This is a genomic window from Burkholderia sp. SJZ089 (assembly GCF_007828315.1).
Lineage (GTDB): Bacteria > Pseudomonadota > Gammaproteobacteria > Burkholderiales > Burkholderiaceae > Burkholderia > Burkholderia gladioli.
The window spans coordinates 1-14,657 of the sequence record NZ_VIUM01000021.1 but is presented as its reverse complement, the minus strand read 5'-3'; the positions used below and the strand labels follow the sequence as shown (position 1 = coordinate 14,657).

At 61.5% G+C, this 14,657-nt stretch carries 14 protein-coding genes and 2 pseudogenes; 9 read left to right on the top strand and 7 right to left on the bottom strand.

All coding sequences use genetic code 11. The features are described from left to right. Positions 1–170: 170 nt before the first annotated feature. The 7 genes from FB600_RS30465 (at position 171) to FB600_RS30435 (ending at position 7,827) form a co-directional block, all read left to right on the top strand. Positions 171–920: a response regulator gene (locus FB600_RS30465; RefSeq protein ID WP_145757893.1), complete on the top strand. Its 750-nt coding sequence runs from the start codon at positions 171–173 to the stop codon at positions 918–920. Then, positions 904–2,181, top strand: coding sequence for an ATP-binding protein (locus tag FB600_RS30460; RefSeq protein WP_098181108.1), 1,278 nt, complete (start codon positions 904–906; stop codon positions 2,179–2,181). The genes FB600_RS30465 and FB600_RS30460 overlap by 17 nt, the downstream gene beginning before the upstream one ends. A gap of 446 nt (positions 2,182–2,627) precedes the next feature. Continuing rightward, positions 2,628–3,251 carry a TetR family transcriptional regulator gene (locus tag FB600_RS30455; protein ID WP_098181109.1) on the top strand — a complete coding sequence of 208 codons (624 nt, stop codon included), beginning with the start codon at positions 2,628–2,630 and terminating at the stop codon, positions 3,249–3,251. 117 nt (positions 3,252–3,368) lie between these two features. Then, a complete protein-coding gene (locus tag FB600_RS30450; protein ID WP_160293639.1) occupies positions 3,369–3,734 on the top strand; it encodes a MarR family winged helix-turn-helix transcriptional regulator in 366 nt (121 codons plus the stop codon). Positions 3,735–4,445: 711 nt separating this feature from the next. After that, positions 4,446–5,612 (top strand): porin, encoded by a 1,167-nt coding sequence (locus FB600_RS30445; protein ID WP_098181111.1) that lies wholly within the window; start codon positions 4,446–4,448, stop codon positions 5,610–5,612. A gap of 146 nt (positions 5,613–5,758) precedes the next feature. Beyond that, positions 5,759–6,733, top strand: coding sequence for an oxidoreductase (locus FB600_RS30440; protein ID WP_046578577.1), 975 nt, complete (start codon positions 5,759–5,761; stop codon positions 6,731–6,733). Positions 6,734–6,759: 26 nt separating this feature from the next. Continuing rightward, on the top strand, positions 6,760–7,827 hold the full coding sequence (locus FB600_RS30435) for an aldo/keto reductase (RefSeq protein ID WP_098154226.1): 1,068 nt from the start codon (positions 6,760–6,762) through the stop codon (positions 7,825–7,827). A gap of 119 nt (positions 7,828–7,946) precedes the next feature. Here FB600_RS30435 and FB600_RS30430 read toward each other — a convergent pair whose 3' ends face one another. Continuing rightward, positions 7,947–8,396, bottom strand: a complete 450-nt coding sequence (locus FB600_RS30430) for an OsmC family protein (RefSeq protein ID WP_098154227.1) — start codon at positions 8,394–8,396, stop codon at positions 7,947–7,949. Continuing rightward, positions 8,393–9,580 carry an MFS transporter gene (locus FB600_RS30425; RefSeq protein ID WP_145757892.1) on the bottom strand — a complete coding sequence of 396 codons (1,188 nt, stop codon included), beginning with the start codon at positions 9,578–9,580 and terminating at the stop codon, positions 8,393–8,395. Before FB600_RS30425 ends, FB600_RS30430 begins: the two co-directional genes overlap by 4 nt. Positions 9,581–9,671: 91 nt before the next feature. On the opposite strand from FB600_RS30425, the gene FB600_RS30420 reads away from it, so the two are divergent. Beyond that, a complete protein-coding gene (locus FB600_RS30420; protein ID WP_098154229.1) occupies positions 9,672–10,163 on the top strand; it encodes an Lrp/AsnC family transcriptional regulator in 492 nt (163 codons plus the stop codon). 263 nt (positions 10,164–10,426) lie between these two features. Here the strand turns inward: FB600_RS30420 and FB600_RS30415 are convergent, their stop codons facing one another. The 3 genes from FB600_RS30415 to FB600_RS30405 all read right to left on the bottom strand — a co-directional run bounded on the left by FB600_RS30415 (position 10,427) and on the right by FB600_RS30405 (position 12,740). Further along, the gene (locus FB600_RS30415; protein WP_145757891.1) at positions 10,427–11,236 is read right to left on the bottom strand and encodes a response regulator transcription factor; all 810 of its coding nucleotides are present in this window, start codon (positions 11,234–11,236) and stop codon (positions 10,427–10,429) included. Between the two features lie 3 nt (positions 11,237–11,239). Further along, complete coding sequence (locus FB600_RS30410; RefSeq protein ID WP_096749289.1) at positions 11,240–11,602, bottom strand: DUF4148 domain-containing protein; 363 nt, start codon at positions 11,600–11,602, stop codon at positions 11,240–11,242. 247 nt (positions 11,603–11,849) lie between these two features. Further along, positions 11,850–12,740 carry a LysR family transcriptional regulator gene (locus FB600_RS30405; protein ID WP_145757890.1) on the bottom strand — a complete coding sequence of 297 codons (891 nt, stop codon included), beginning with the start codon at positions 12,738–12,740 and terminating at the stop codon, positions 11,850–11,852. A gap of 351 nt (positions 12,741–13,091) precedes the next feature. Between FB600_RS30405 and cobA the strand changes: the two are divergent. Beyond that, positions 13,092–13,799: pseudogene (gene cobA / locus FB600_RS30400) on the top strand (uroporphyrinogen-III C-methyltransferase); the annotation flags it as partial. 21 nt (positions 13,800–13,820) lie between these two features. Here the strand turns inward: cobA and FB600_RS30395 are convergent. Both FB600_RS30395 and FB600_RS30390 read right to left on the bottom strand, forming a co-directional pair. Beyond that, positions 13,821–14,342, bottom strand: a complete 522-nt coding sequence (locus tag FB600_RS30395) for a DUF934 domain-containing protein (protein ID WP_046578589.1) — start codon at positions 14,340–14,342, stop codon at positions 13,821–13,823. 18 nt (positions 14,343–14,360) lie between these two features. Beyond that, positions 14,361–14,657: pseudogene (locus tag FB600_RS30390) on the bottom strand (nitrite/sulfite reductase); the annotation flags it as partial.

Sequence of the window (14,657 nt, the reverse complement as noted above, 5' to 3'; positions counted from 1 at the left end):
CAGTAACGAGCCGAGAAAATGAAATAGGCAAGGTGTGCTTTCGGCAAGCAAAACAGCAGGCGCGCGCTGTTTATCTCAGATGGGTGCAAAACTCATTAATTTTTCGAAAGCCAGTCGCACCCACTCCCCGCTACCATTAACCTGCTCTCACACAATCATGAACACCCGACGTGTGCACATCTGCCTTTCCCGACGCCTCCTTGCAGGTCCTGCTCGTCGATGACGACGCTGAACTACGCGACCTACTGCGCAAGTTTTTCCAGCAGCGCGGCGTCGCATTTTCCGTTCTGCATGACGCTACGAACCTAACATTGCGACTGGAGCGCGAGCGGCCGTCCATCATTGTTCTGGACATCATGATGCCGAACGTGGATGGTCTCGTCGCACTCAAACGACTGCGCGCGCGAGGCGACACGATTCCGGTCATCATGCTGACCGCACACGCCGAAGGGGTAGACCGCGTGCTGGGGCTGGAGCTTGGGGCAGACGACTATCTCGGCAAGCCATTCATGCCCCAGGAATTGCTCGCGCGCATCCACGCGGTGCTGCGCCGCCACGGACCGCCACAAACTGCTGTGGTTCAACAGAGACGCGCCCCGTGCCGATTCGGACGTTTCGAACTGGATTTCTCGACCCGCGTACTGCTATGCGAAGGCTCACCGGTGAAGCTCACCGGGGGGGAATACGCGCTGCTTGAGGTGCTGGCCTCGCACCCCTTGGAAACGCTCTCGCGTACTCGGCTCCTAGAGTTGCTTCACGGTCCAGATGCCGAAATAACGGAACGCGGGATCGACGTGCCGGTATGGCGCCTACGTCGTCTGATCGAGGACGACCCATCCAATCCAAGACGGCTGCAAACCATGCGCGGTGTTGGCTACATGTTTATTCCGGACAGCCCAGCCGATGAAGAATCCATTTGATTCGATGTTCGGACGGCTCGTCATCACTACGGTGGGTCTTCTCGTGCTGGTTCACATCACGTCGCTGTTGCTGATCGATCGAACCCGTGCGAGCATCGCCGCATTCCATATTTCGCGTGTCGTGGAAGCGGCCGCTCACATGAATGAGCGGGTCGAGGAAAGCGAACGGTCCGCAGCGAGCATCCTCGGTATCTCGTTCGTGGATCTGAAGCAACTACCGGCCGCCGAGGCACAGCGCTTCCGCAAAGATACGATCGGGTCCATCGAACAACAGCTTCGGCACCTGCTTCCGCCGGGCACCCACGTAGCAATAGATAGCGACGGCACGCTACGCGTTCTACCCGCAGGAAGCATGCGCGGCATAGTGCTGCCGCAAGCCGAGGTGCCACTGAACCGCTTCACCGGCGCGCTGGTCTTGGTACTGGCGTTTGCCATCTTGGTCGCCATCGTGCTCGCCTGGCGATTCAATGGGATGGTGCACGACTTGGCTGCTGCGGCGCGCGAGCATCGCATGGGCCATCATGCGGGCATTGTGCGCAGGCGCGGACCGCGCGAGGTGCGCGAGCTAATAGACGACTTCAACGATATGACGCGCGAACTGGCCGAGGCCGAACGTGAACGCGCCGTGATGCTCGCGAGCATCGCACACGACCTGCGCACTCCGCTCACACGCATGCAGGTGCGTGCGGATCTGCTAGCCGATGTCGGTGATCGCGCAGGCTTTCTGCGCGACACGGAATCCATGTCGCGCGTCATTACGCAGTTTCTAGACTTCGCCCGCGAAAGCCCTGAGGACTCCTCGAAGACGAGTGTAGACTCATACTGCCGCCTCAATTACACCGAGGCACTCCGCCCTGGCGGTGGAGCGGAATCCGATACTCTCGTGAGGCTCGATCTACGCGCTGGGCCAGACTTCATGTTGCCCGTCGTCGATATCGATCGCATTCTCTCGAACCTCGTTGAAAATGCGCTGACCTACGGCGAGCCGCCTGTAGAAATCGCCACGGTAGCGCGTGACGAGCATTACGGACTGGTGGTGCGTGACCACGGGCCCGGCGTGTCCGAGCTTGACCTCGAGCGCGTACTCCGCCCGTTTGTCCGACTTGACCCCGCACGCGGTGGCACTGCACACAGCGGTCTGGGCCTTGCCATCGTGCGCCGGCTCATTCGCCATCACGGCGGTTCGCTGCATATTTCTAACGCGGCGGGCGGTGGGCTCATCATCGCGATACGGTTTCCGAAGCAAAGCGCTGTGCGATGACACCAGGTCTGCGGTGGCATCACCTATTTACGTGCCATCGGCGTCTAATCGATTCTCTATGTGCTTGAGCTGCCTGATGTATCTCGACTGCTCTCGGGGAATGGCATCACTAATTGCGCTGCGGAGACACTGATTTATCCGGCTCGACGGTCATCGCTGGCACAGCCGAAAACGTCGTGGAAGATAGTTCACGGAACGAGCCCACGACGATGAAACGACAAATGGAACCGGCTTCGACCGATTCATGGGAGAAGTCCGTCATGCGTGTGAGAAATGCGAGAAAAAAAGGCGGATCTCTGGACCGAACTTCTTCGAATGGGAGACGCTTCGCTTCGGTATTTGGCCATTCTCTCCAACGTCGTCGACCACCTCGCGCGATTGCATATTAATCAGTGTTTCCCAGACGAGCTATTCGCATTGATGTCGTCCGAAATAGTGAGGAATCGATGAAACGTACACAGGAGCAGGCCATGCACACGCGCGCCAGGATCCTCAACTCCGCAGTCCAGGCATTCCTGCGGCAAGGCCTGTCGCATACCTCGCTGGCCGATATCGCCGGCGTGGCGGGCGTCACGCGCGGCGCCGTCTACGGGCACTTCAGGAACAAGTCCGCCTTGTTCGAGGCCATGCTCGAGCATGCGGGGCTGCCCGTCGATCCGTTCCTGATCGCCTGGCACGCGCCTGAGCCCGATCCGCTCGAACGGTTGCGGAGGGCGCTGGTCCGCCATCTCGCGCGGGTGTTGTCGAAGGGTGTCGCGCGGCGCATCTACAGTATCGTGTATTCGCGCTGCGAAGTATCCGAGGAGACGCGAGAGTTCTGGGAAAAGATGCATGCGGGGCGGCGGGCCGCCGAGCAGCGTATCGCCGACGCGCTGGCCGATGCGCGCGTGCAGGGACAACTCGAGACCAGCGCAGATATCGCGCAACTGGCGGCCTTCACGCACGCCAGCCTGATGGGCTTCTTCATCCGCAGCCTGGCGGAACAGTCGAGCGTCGCGCCGCGCCAGAGCGCCGAGCATGTCGTCGATCTCGCCTTCCTGCTGCTGCGCCCTGACGAGCCAGCCGATTGAGTCGCGAGCGCGTTCAAGATATCCACGATGACACACAACTCTCGAACCGCAATCGGCTCACGTGCCAGCGCCGAAGCTCACTCCTTCGGTCGCCTGCTATTGCGCGCTGACCTAGCCTTGCGCCAGACCACCACGCGATGCACGTGGGACGCCCTGCAGGTGACGGCCCGGCAGGCGCGCGTCCTGTACCTAGTCGCGCAACCCGAGCTGGTCTGCTCCGCCGAGATCTCGCGCCAGTGCGGCGTCGATCCCAAGGCCATCACCTGCATGGTCGATCGGCTGGTGCGCGACGGTTTCCTGCAACGCCGGCGCGACACGACCGATCGACGCGTCGTCGAACTCGTGCCGACGGCACGCGGACACGCTGTGGCCGCCGGCGCGCCGGCGGCGTTCCGCGAGGCTCATGAGCGATTGTTCGCAGGCTTCGGGACGGACGACATGGCTCGTCTCGCCACGCTGCTGCAACGCATTCTCGAAAGATAGCGCCCGCTCGGCCTTCAGAGCCGGAATGCTCCCAGCAATGGGGCATCCGCGTTGGTCAACTGCGTCCTTCACTTCAGCTTGTTCAGCACCATCCTAGGGAAACTCTGATTAAGAGCCGCTAACACAAGTCATCCAAGAAGCGTGGGCAAATGACGGCGGCGACAGGGACAAGAGGCGCGATATAAATATCGATATATAGTGTGCTGCGATAGTCAATTTATGAATCACGTCGCACGCGCAGCCGTGCCGCTGAAAGTGCCGCATGCGATAAACCGTCAAATCTGAGCATTGCTCTCTGCTGCCCCCAAAAGTCGTCGCTTGCACGAAATAGCGAAGCTAGCAACAGAGTGCAACTGGATGCCATACCGACGGACGCGCTCCCACCCGGATAGGATGTGGCGGTCAATCCAGATAACTGCGGCGTACCAGAAAAAACCAAGCTGATCAACCTTCGATCGAGTCGCGCAGATGCCCCACCGGTTCGACTCGAACCTGGATCTCCGTTTTTCTACTAAGTTAGCAATACAAATTAAATTTTTTTAATTTTCATATCGGAATACATGCCACTCGGCCTGCGTCTACATCTGACGATCGAATTCAACAACGCACGCAGGCATGACCAAGGCGTTGGGATCGCGCATGGGTATGCGGTGGCAGAAACCTGCCAGGCAGCCCGGACCAATAAACCAACGCCTCATGGAGACACCACATATGAAGAACAAGATGCTGCTGCTGACACTGCTATCCCCCTTCGCGCACAGCGCCTACGCCCAGAGCAGCGTCACGCTCTACGGTTTGATCGACGAAGGCCTGGAAGTCGCCAACAATGTACAGAACGGAGCGCATACCGGTGGCCGCGTATACCGGCTTGACGGGACATTCGGCTTGAATAGCTCCCGATGGGGCTTGCGCGGCAACGAGGACCTCGGCGGCGGCCTCCGCGTGGTGTTCGCTCTGGAGAACGGTTTCGAACTCAACAACGGTCGCCTCGGCCAGGGCGGCGCGGAATTCGGCAGGCAGGCATTTGTTGGCCTGAAGAGCGCAAGCCTCGGCACCGTGGTGCTTGGCCGACAATATGACAGCGTGGTGGATTATGTGGGCAAGTTCGAGTTCGCTGATTCGAACGTCGGCACGGCACATTCGGCCCATCCCTCTGATCTCGACAACTTCAACAATGGCCGGCGTACCAACAACGCGATCAAGTACCGCAGCCCGGACTACCGAGGCTTCAGCGTCGGCGGTGTCTACAGTCTTGGCGGCACGCCGGGATCACTGGCGAGAAATCAGGTGTATTCGGTGGGCGCAGGTTACACCGGCGGAGCGGTTTCGCTCGGTATCGCGTACCTGAACGTACGCAATCCGGCCACCTCCCTGTTCGGCAGCAACCCGAACGAAACCGCGACGTCAAATGGACTCACCTCCTCTCCCGTATTCAGCGGTTATGCCAGTGCGAACACGTATTCGGTACTGGGTGCGGGCGGAACCTACGCAATCGGCCCAGTGTCCCTGGGCGCAACCTATTCCAATATCCGCTTCGACGGGATCGCCACGCTCGGCGGCATTTCGGAACAGTTCAACGATCTGGAGGCGAGCCTTCAATACCACGTCTCACCGCGTGTCCTGGCCGGCGTCGCCTTCAACTATTTGCACAGCAGTCAAATCAACCGCAATGTCGGCGGAGCTCACTACAACCAGGTCGCGGCGGGAGCCACCTATACGCTTTCGAATCGGACCGACGTGTACCTGGCCGGGGTCTATCAAGTCGCGAGCGGCCGCGATTCCACGGGTGCCGCTGCCGTCGCGGCGCTAAGCGGTGAGACGGCCTCGTCGAACGGACACCAGATGGTCGCTCGGCTCGGCATCCGCCACCGCTTCTGACTCCCGCGTCTTCCCAAGCCGAAGCCAGGAGCAAGGCGGATCATCGGAAATTGAACGCCCGCGCATGAAACGTGAACGCGGGCGAATTCTTGTCACTGAGCGATCGGTCCACCATGTCGAGATTCAAATCGACCAGGAGCACGGTAATGTTCACCCGGCAATCCCCGATCGGCTCGGGCTTCGGCCCTGCCTCGAGCGCTGACGAAGTCATTCGCGGTATCGATCTCAGCGGTAAAACCGTGGTCGTCACTGGAGGTTATGCCGGTATCGGCATCGAGACGGTCAAGGCGTTCAGCGCCGCCGGTGCCAGGATCTTCGTGCCGACGCGTGATCCGGCAAAGGCGCGTAGCGCCTTGGAGGCCTTGCCCGATGTCACGCTGAAAGCCATGGATCTGCTCGATCCGGCGTCCATCGACGACTTCGCGCACTACGTGCTGGGCCAGACCAACCGCCTCGACATCCTGGTCAACAACGCCGGCGTCATGGCGCCGCCGCTGGCCCGCGACGCGCGCGGGTATGAATCGCAGTTCTCTGCGAATCATCTGGGACATTTTCAGCTGACCTGTCGTTTATGGCCGGCGCTCGCGCGATCGGGCCATGCGCGTGTGATCGCGTTGAGCTCGTTCGCCCATCGTCGAGCCGGCATGGACTTCCAGGACCCCAACTTCCAGCATCGGGAATACGATCCCTGGGTCGCCTACGGCCAATCGAAGACCGCCAATGCCTTGTTCGCCGTCGCGCTGGATTCGATCGGGCGAGGCGCGGGCGTACGTGCGTTTTCCGTCCATCCGGGAGGAATCGTGACGGATCTCGTTCGGCACATGTCGCACGATCAGCTCGCGGCCAGCCAGGTCATCGACAAGGACGGCAAACCGATCATCGATCCGCAGAACAATAAAAAAACGCCACAGCAAGGCGCCGCGACGACGGTCTGGTGCGCCACCAGCCCGCAACTCGACGACATGGGCGGCGTCTACTGCGCGGACTGCGATATCGCCCGCGCCTTGCCTGACGATCAATCCACGGAACTACACGGCGTGCGCCCCCGCGCGACCGACCCGGTGTCCGCGGGCCGCCTTTGGCAACTGAGCGAGCAGCTCACCGGTACCCACATCGACTGACTCTCCTATCCGATCGGAAAACATTCATGCCACTCAATCACTATGTCACGCTCGGACGATCCGGCCTGCGCGTGAGCCCGTACTGCCTCGGCACCATGACATTCGGCGAAGACTTCGGCTGGGGCGCCAGTCCGGAGGAGTCGTTCGCCATGTTCGACGAGTATCGGCATCGCGGCGGCAACTTCGTGGACACCGCCAATATCTATACCGCCGGACACTCGGAGCGCATCGTCGGCGACTACCTGAAGCACAACAAGGTCAGACGCGACGAACTCGTGCTGAGCACGAAGTTCTACTGCAACCTGTTTCCTGGCGATCCGAACGGCGGCGGAGCCGGTCGCAAAGCCCTTGTCCAGCAGTGCGAAGCCTCTTTGAAGCGGCTCCAGAGCGACTACATCGATATCTACTGGCTGCACAACTGGGACAGAACGGCGCCGATCGAGGAAACCCTGCGCGGCCTGGACGACCTCGTCACCGCCGGCAAGATCCGTTACGTCGGATTCTCGGACATTCCCGCCTGGAAAACCGCGGAAGCCCAGACCATCGCCCGCTTTCGTGGCTGGACGCCGATCATCGCGATGCAGGTCGAGTACTCGCTTCTCGAGCGCACAAGCGAGGGCGAACTGTTTCCGCTGGCACGGGAAATGGGTATCGGCATCATGCCCTGGTCGCCGCTCAAGAGCGGCTTTCTGAGCGGCAAGTTCCGTCGAGGCCATGGCGGCAAGGTCGATACCAAGCGCACCCAGCTGGTTGGCGTTCCGAGCGAAGCCGACTTCGATATCATCGAGGCCGTCGCGGATATCGCCTCGGACCTTCGCGTGAGCCCCGCGACGGTGGCGCTCGTGTGGGTCAGGTCACAAGGCGGGGTGAGTTCCACCCTGATCGGCGCGCGGCGTCTGGATCAACTCAAGGACAATCTCGATTCGCTGGAAGTCAGCCTTTCCGCGGACCAGATCCGCACACTCAGCCACGTTTCCAAGCCAAGGCTCAATTTCCCCGCGGAGAACAACGCGAGCTTGGGACCAAGGCTGGCCTTTCCGGGCACTACCGTCGATGGGCATACGGTGCCGTCATCCGCACGGCTTCCCGACTGATTCGCGGCATCGGTGGTCGGCAATGCGTTCGATAGCAAAAGCCTGATGCCAAGCTACCGACAACCAGGCCTGACGCCGAGGGGCCGCCTGATCCGACGGCCCCTCCCGAACAGCCATGGCTAGACGCTTACCTTGAACTCGACATCGATATTTCCGCGAGTCGCCTTCGAATACACGCAGATCTCGTCAGCCTTGTGCACGATCTCGGTTGCGACGGATTCCGGCAACCCGGGAAGGCAGACAAGGAGTCTTGCCTGAATGAAATAGGAGGCCCCGCCGATACACAGATCAACCTCGATATCAACCGAGGTCTCGGCAGGAATCGTTACCTGCAGGGCCTGCGCCGCGACAGTCAGAGCGATGCTGTAACAAGCCGACCAGGCTCCGGCGAAAAGCTGCTCCGCTGTCGGGTGCGGCGGGATCGCCGCGAATGTATGTGCTGGCTTGGGCTGCGCATGCGAGGACAATGCGATATCGAGGCGCGAATTATGCCCTCGCGGCACGCCGGGGCCGCCGCTGAATGTAGTATGGGTCTTCCCGGTGGTCAAAACCTTTTCAACCGTGTTCATCGAATCTCACTCCTGAGTCCATCAAAAAAAACACAAACCAATGCGGCCAGCAGAGACAAGGCCATTGCCGTATAAGCTATCGTCACGAATCCCCCCGCCGAATAGATCTGACCAAAGCTGCTGGTACCGGCAAACACGGCGAGGTTGGTGACCGCGCTGTACAGACCCATGATGGCGCCACGCTTCGTGGGGTCGATTGCCGTAAGCCGGACGATGAACAAGTTCACGCCGTAGTGATTGGCCAAGCCGAGCAGCAACATCAAGATCAACACCGACAGCAAGGTGCTGCCACCCACCGCGAGCAGAAGATAGATCAGGGCCACGAGCGCCAATGCCACGGGAAGCGCGCTTCGAGCTGCGGCCTTACTGACAAGGCGTTCGAACAGGACGGCGCCGCCAAACCCCACCCCATAGAACATCGCAAGCAATCCGTTCGCGCTCAGCGGCTCTCCCAATCCGTTTCGAAGATAATCGCCAAGGAACGCATAGACTCCATAGAATCCGGCCATGAACGCGCCGCAGGACACAAGCAAGGATTTGATGCCGGCCAGTTTCAATGCGGATAGCGGAACGGGAGCCGCCACTTTCTCGCGAACGCCGAGATCTTTCATTCTCGATAAGGACACGATCGCGATCGCGGCAAGCGTTGCGACTGCGCCATAAACCGCGCGCCAATCAAGCAGATCGGCGACCATCGCGGAAACCGAAACGCCGGCAACCATACTGAGCGTCCATCCGGCCAGCACCACGCCGACGGTTTTGCTTTCCAGCCCCGGCGGAGCAATGACTGCGGCGCTCGTGTAAATCGCCGGCAGGGCCAGGCCCGAGGCCACCCCCGCAAGCAACTGAGCCAAGACAAGCACCGAAACGAATGGCGCCGCGGCGCTGAGAAGCAAGGCCAACGGCAGTAATCCCATGGCAATCCTGAGCACGCGCGCGGGCCCGAGGCGGTCGATGTAGTGGGAAAGAAACAAGGCGCTGGCCGCCGCGCCAAGCCCGAATGCCGCCATGGCCATCATGACGTTCGGAACCGAGCTTCCGAGAGACAGCGCGACCAAAGGGGCGATCGGGCCCAAGACCAGCGAGTTCGAGCCGATCACCGCCACGCTGGCCGTTAATACGTACACCGAAGCAGGAAGGCTTCGTTTCCGGATGCCGGCTTCCAACGAATCGTTGTGTTGCATGATGAATTGCGAGCGCCCGCCGATGCGGAATATTGTTCTGTATTTCTCATGATAGCCTAACGAACAACCCGAAATCTGGAGTCGATAAAGAATGAACGAAGAAAAATATGATGTTCGGCAGAACCGTAATCAGGCCACGCCACTCGACCCCGTCGACAGAAAATTATTAGGCGTGTTGGTCGAGGACGCGACCATGAGCTACGCGGAACTTGGAAAGCGTGTCGCGCTTTCAGCGCCAGCAGTGCATGAACGCGTCAAGCGTTTGCGGCGCTCGGGCGTGATTCGCCGGACCTCCGTGCAGATCAGTCCGCAAGCGATAGGACGCTCGCTGCTCGCTTTCGTCCATGTCGATACCAAGGGCTGGGGGAAAACGCCAGAATTGATGAGGCTTTCAAATTGCCCGGAGGTCGAGGAGATTCACTCGGTCGCCGGCGATACCTCAATGCTGCTGAAGATACGAACGGAAGACGCACGTGCGTTGGAAGCCCTTCTCTCCAGTCTTTACGAGATCCCCGGTGTATCGACGACACGTACCTACGTGGTGCTGTCCACCTATCTAGAGCGATCCGTTCAAGCGGGTTGAAGAGGCCGCTGCGCAATTCAGGCAATCGACGAATGCCGGTGCAAGAGCCGACTGCACCGGCCCGCGTGACCCTGGCTGAGGCTGGCCATGATGGCATCATCGCGGCCGATTCGCTCTTCGGCTAACGTCCTCGTCGGCCTCGATCGAACCCGCTACGCCGCAAAACCCGTGCTGGAGTCAGCCGATGGGCTTTCGCACTCCCACGCGGCGGATGGTCGACGTGCAACGCCTCCGACAGACCGGGGACAGCTGCGTAAGCCATCCTAGTTGGCATGAGACCCGACAAGCCAGGAGGACGAGCACGGCTGATGGAACGTCTTGCCTATGAAGTAATACCCCGCACCACGCACCGTTCGAATGAAACGACTGCCATCACGATCGTAGAGCTTGTTCCGGAGCTGCTTGATATGTACCTCGACGACATTGGTGCCCGGATCGAAATTACGCTGCCAGACCGCTTCGAGAATCATCCGGCGCGTAACGGTGCGTTGCGGGTTCAACATCATGAATTCCAGCAACCGGAATTCCGTCGGCCGAAGCATCACCAGGGTTGAATCGATCAATGCCACTCGCCTGATCCGGTCGAGCGTGATGCCTGGCGCATGGAGTTGCGGCATCGGTTCGGCGGACGAGGACGGGCGGACACGCGACTGCCTGCGATGCAGTGCCATGACGCGGGCCGCCAACTCCTCGTCGACGAACGGGAAGGACAGGTAATCGTCCGCGCCTGAGCGTAGCATTCGCACGCATCGATCGGTGTCGCTTGCCGCATCGAGGGCGAGGATCGGCGCACTCATACCGATCGCTCGCCACGCGGTGATCAAGGTCATGCCATTGATCCCCGGCATATCGAACGCCACGATGATCAGGCGGTAGGCGCCGCCGATCGTTCGATGCAGCGCGTCGTGTGCTACCCGCGCATGCTCGACCCACCACCCTTCCTGATGCAGAGACGCCGTGATCCTCCGCGCGACCTTGTCATCGTGCTCGACCAACAGAATCCGGCCGATGTTCGCGTCTTGCCGGGCCCCGCCACGCCAATCCGATTGGTACGAGATCGGTACGGACATCATCGGTCAGCCGCCGAAGTAGATGTCACAGAAGCTGGCGGGACCGACACATGACGGGCGGACGCCCGGCGACGCGAACAGGCGCGGAACCCGGCGCTTCGCGAGCCCGGCCTCGCTACGGGTCGCCGGCTCGCTGCCGAGCGCCTGGTTCGCCCCACGCTCTTGTGCGGCAACCTTCGCTTCCGCCGCCTCCAACTGCTCGGGGTAGTTGGCATCGTCACCACCAGCCGGATCGTATCCGGCGCGTTCGAGCTGAATCAGCTCGGCGCGGACCTGCGCCCGCGTCAGTGCGCCTGTCGATTGCGCAAAGGACAAGGTGGGGCCGACCAGCGCCGCCGTGGCCAACAGGACCATCGCAGACTTCTTCATGATTCGCTTCCTCGATCAATTCAATGGGATTGAATGGACATTCCATCGATACCGCCGAAGCACCCGGCAATCGGGATATTCGTCGCGGTCGATTCGTCTCGTTTGAGCGTCGAATCGATGGAGAAAGCTTAGCGAAACGATCGCGCCCGGAATAATACGAAGTTGCGATATGAGGCATGACTTGTCGCTATGTCACGGCCGCCGAGCATCACCCACGCCTCAACCGCGTGCTACCTGTGCGCGCCTGCTAAGCGGGCGCCCCGACGCTGGCACTCACCAGGTCGATCAGCGCCCGTGAGCTAGGCGACAGCGACCGGCCCTTCAACCAGACCAGATGCAGCGCGCGCTCGATGCGCAAGCCGTCGACGGATACCACGGCCAGATCCCCGCGCCGCAATTCGTCCGTGACGCTCAGCAGGGAGACGTAGCAAAGCGTGTGTTGCGCGATCAGCATCCGTTTGATCGCCTCGGTGTCGCTGACCGACATCAAGGGCATGATTGTCAGCCCTCGTTTCGCATAAGCCTCCTCCACGATCGCGCGCGTGCCCGACCCGGGTTCGCGCATGATCACGACCTGATCGACCAGATCATCGGGCTGCACCGTTTTGCCGGCGAGCGGATGGTTGGCGGCCGCGATAACCGCGATCTCGTCCGAGCCGATCGATCGCGCATCCAGCACGCTTGCGTCGAAGGGACCTTCGACGAAGCCGAGCGAAAACCTCGAGTCCCTCAGCCCAGCCTCGACACGTTCGGTGTTGCTGACAGTCAAGTCGATGCCGATTCGCGGATAGGCGGCGTTGAAGCTTGAAATCAAGCCGGGCACGAGGTAGACGCCCAGCGTCGCGCTTGCCCCGATATTCAGGTGGCCCTTGCCGATGCCGGCAAGTTCCTTCATTTCGGCTTCAGCCGCATCGGCCAGCGTGAAGATCCTGCTTGCATGGTGAAACAGGACCCGGCCGCTTTCGGTCAAGGCAACGCCACGCGGCAGACGATCGAACAGGACCAGCCCGACACGTTGCTCGAGTTCGCGGATCTCCCGCGTCACGGCCGGCTGGCTGACATGCAGACGCTCCGCGCCGGCACTCACGCTGCCGGCCCGCGCAACCTCGTAAAAAGCGAGAAGATGGGTGAAATTCATGGGGAATATTCATTAGTTGGAGTGAGTCGCCAGCACCATCGATCGTCGTCGTGCCAGCGGCCAGGCGCGCGATGTCGGCGTCTCGTCGTGCTCGCGCCATGGTCGCTTCCTGATGCGGGTCGACACCTTCGGATCGCGGCGTGGACCTTCCGGCATTCTCGCTCCTGCATATCAATTTGGTATCGAAGCAATCGAAAAACAGTATTGTTCGCGTGTGCAGCCACGCCCTAGACTGTCATCGCCGATCGTCATATCGATCCTTCTACTCGCGCAAGGGCAAACGCATGCAATCCGTTCCCGTCGATTCGGCAAGCTGCCCGGCCAGGCCCGAATGGCTTGCCGGCTGAGACAATGGGCAAGGTCTATCTGGTAGGCGCGGGCCCGGGCGCCGACGACCTGATCACGCTTCGCGGTGCGCGCGTGCTCGGCATGGCCGATGTGGTGCTCCACGACGCGCTCATCGAACCCGCGATGCTCGATCTTGCCCGGCCACAAGCGATTCGCATCGCGGTAGGCAAACGTCATGGGCAGGCCGGCGTGGACCAGGCCGACATCAACGAGATGATCGTCGACGCCGGCCGCCGATATCCGGTCGTGGTGCGGCTCAAAGGCGGAGATCCCATGCTGTATGCCCGCGCGGACGAGGAAATGCGCGCGCTCGAGGCTGCCGGGCTGCCCTTCGAAATCGTCCCTGGCATTACCACGGCGCTCGCAGGCGCGGCCGCGATACGCCGCTCACTGACCCTTCGCGGCGTTGCACGCAGCGTGTGCTTTTCGACTGCCAGCCACGCAAGCGGCTCGGCGCCTGGCATGCCGCCGCTGGACGCCGATTCACACGTGGTTTACATGGGACGCGAACGCGCCTCGGATATCGCCCGACAATTCCTCCAGGCCGGACGAGCGCCGGATACCCCGGTGGTGGTGGTCGAGTCATGCAGCACCCACCGGCAGCGGATCCTGGAATCGACGCTGCATGAGATCAGCATGGGTGCAGCCGCCAGTTGGTTCGCCCCCTCCCAGCCGTCGCTCCTGATGATCGGTGAGGCATTCGGCAAGCGATAGCGCGGAGCCTCTTCCCGCTCAAACCGCGAACCGCCGCCGAAAGAGCGGCAAGCTCACGTCCACCGCGCCCTGGTAGCGCTCCGAAAACTCCGTGAAGGCGTTCAGCGCATCATGCGGGTCGCGATCGGCGCGCACCGCGAAGGCGTCGAAGCCGCAGCGCGACATGTAGTTCAACTGGTCGCGCAGCACGTCGCCGATCGCGCGCAGCTCGCCGGTCCAGCCGTGGCGATTGCGCAGCAGGTGCGCCGTACTGTAGCCGCGGCCGTCGCCGAAGCGCGGGAAGTCCACCGCGATCACCGTCAGCTTGTCGAAATCGGCGACCAGCTCGGCCGGTTCGCTGTCCGGCGCGAGCCACACGCCCAGTTCGTCCTTGCCGCGCGCGGCGACCAGCGCCTCGCGCTCGGCCTGCCAGTAGGCCAGCGGCACCAGCAGCTTGCCGGCCGGCAGCGCGTTCACCGCGGGCAGGGCGCCGTCCTCGGCAGCCCGCACCACTTGCCATGCGTCGTCGATCACGGCGCGGTTCTTGATAATCGAAGCCATCTGCTAATTCCTCGTTGCTTAGGCGTGGGCCGGCTGGCGGGCCGCGTAGACGCGTTCCTTGAACGGCGCGAGACCGATACGCTGGTAGGTATCGATGAAGCGCTCGCCGTCGATGCGCGATTCCACGAAGGTGTCGACCAGCGTGCTGATCACGTCCGGCACTTCATGCGCCGAGAACGACGGGCCGATCACGCGGCCCAGCTTCAGGCCGTCCGCGCCCGTGCCCTGCTCGCCGCCCAGCGAGATCTGGTACCACTCGGCGCCGTCCTTGTCGACGCCGAGGATGCCGATGTTGCCGACGTGGTGATGGCCGCA

Coding starts and splice junctions, on each gene's coding strand:
- FB600_RS30410 (WP_096749289.1), bottom strand. CDS start 11,602: ATGAAGAAGTCTGCGATGGTCCTGTTGGCCACGGCGGCGCTGGTCGGC.
- FB600_RS30460 (WP_098181108.1), top strand. CDS start 904: ATGAAGAATCCATTTGATTCGATGTTCGGACGGCTCGTCATCACTACG.
- FB600_RS30455 (WP_098181109.1), top strand. CDS start 2,628: ATGAAACGTACACAGGAGCAGGCCATGCACACGCGCGCCAGGATCCTC.
- FB600_RS30430 (WP_098154227.1), bottom strand. CDS start 8,396: ATGAACACGGTTGAAAAGGTTTTGACCACCGGGAAGACCCATACTACA.
- FB600_RS30395 (WP_046578589.1), bottom strand. CDS start 14,342: ATGGCTTCGATTATCAAGAACCGCGCCGTGATCGACGACGCATGGCAA.
- FB600_RS30415 (WP_145757891.1), bottom strand. CDS start 11,236: ATGATGTCCGTACCGATCTCGTACCAATCGGATTGGCGTGGCGGGGCC.
- FB600_RS30405 (WP_145757890.1), bottom strand. CDS start 12,740: ATGAATTTCACCCATCTTCTCGCTTTTTACGAGGTTGCGCGGGCCGGC.
- FB600_RS30440 (WP_046578577.1), top strand. CDS start 5,759: ATGTTCACCCGGCAATCCCCGATCGGCTCGGGCTTCGGCCCTGCCTCG.
- FB600_RS30435 (WP_098154226.1), top strand. CDS start 6,760: ATGCCACTCAATCACTATGTCACGCTCGGACGATCCGGCCTGCGCGTG.
- FB600_RS30425 (WP_145757892.1), bottom strand. CDS start 9,580: ATGCAACACAACGATTCGTTGGAAGCCGGCATCCGGAAACGAAGCCTT.
- FB600_RS30445 (WP_098181111.1), top strand. CDS start 4,446: ATGAAGAACAAGATGCTGCTGCTGACACTGCTATCCCCCTTCGCGCAC.
- FB600_RS30420 (WP_098154229.1), top strand. CDS start 9,672: ATGAACGAAGAAAAATATGATGTTCGGCAGAACCGTAATCAGGCCACG.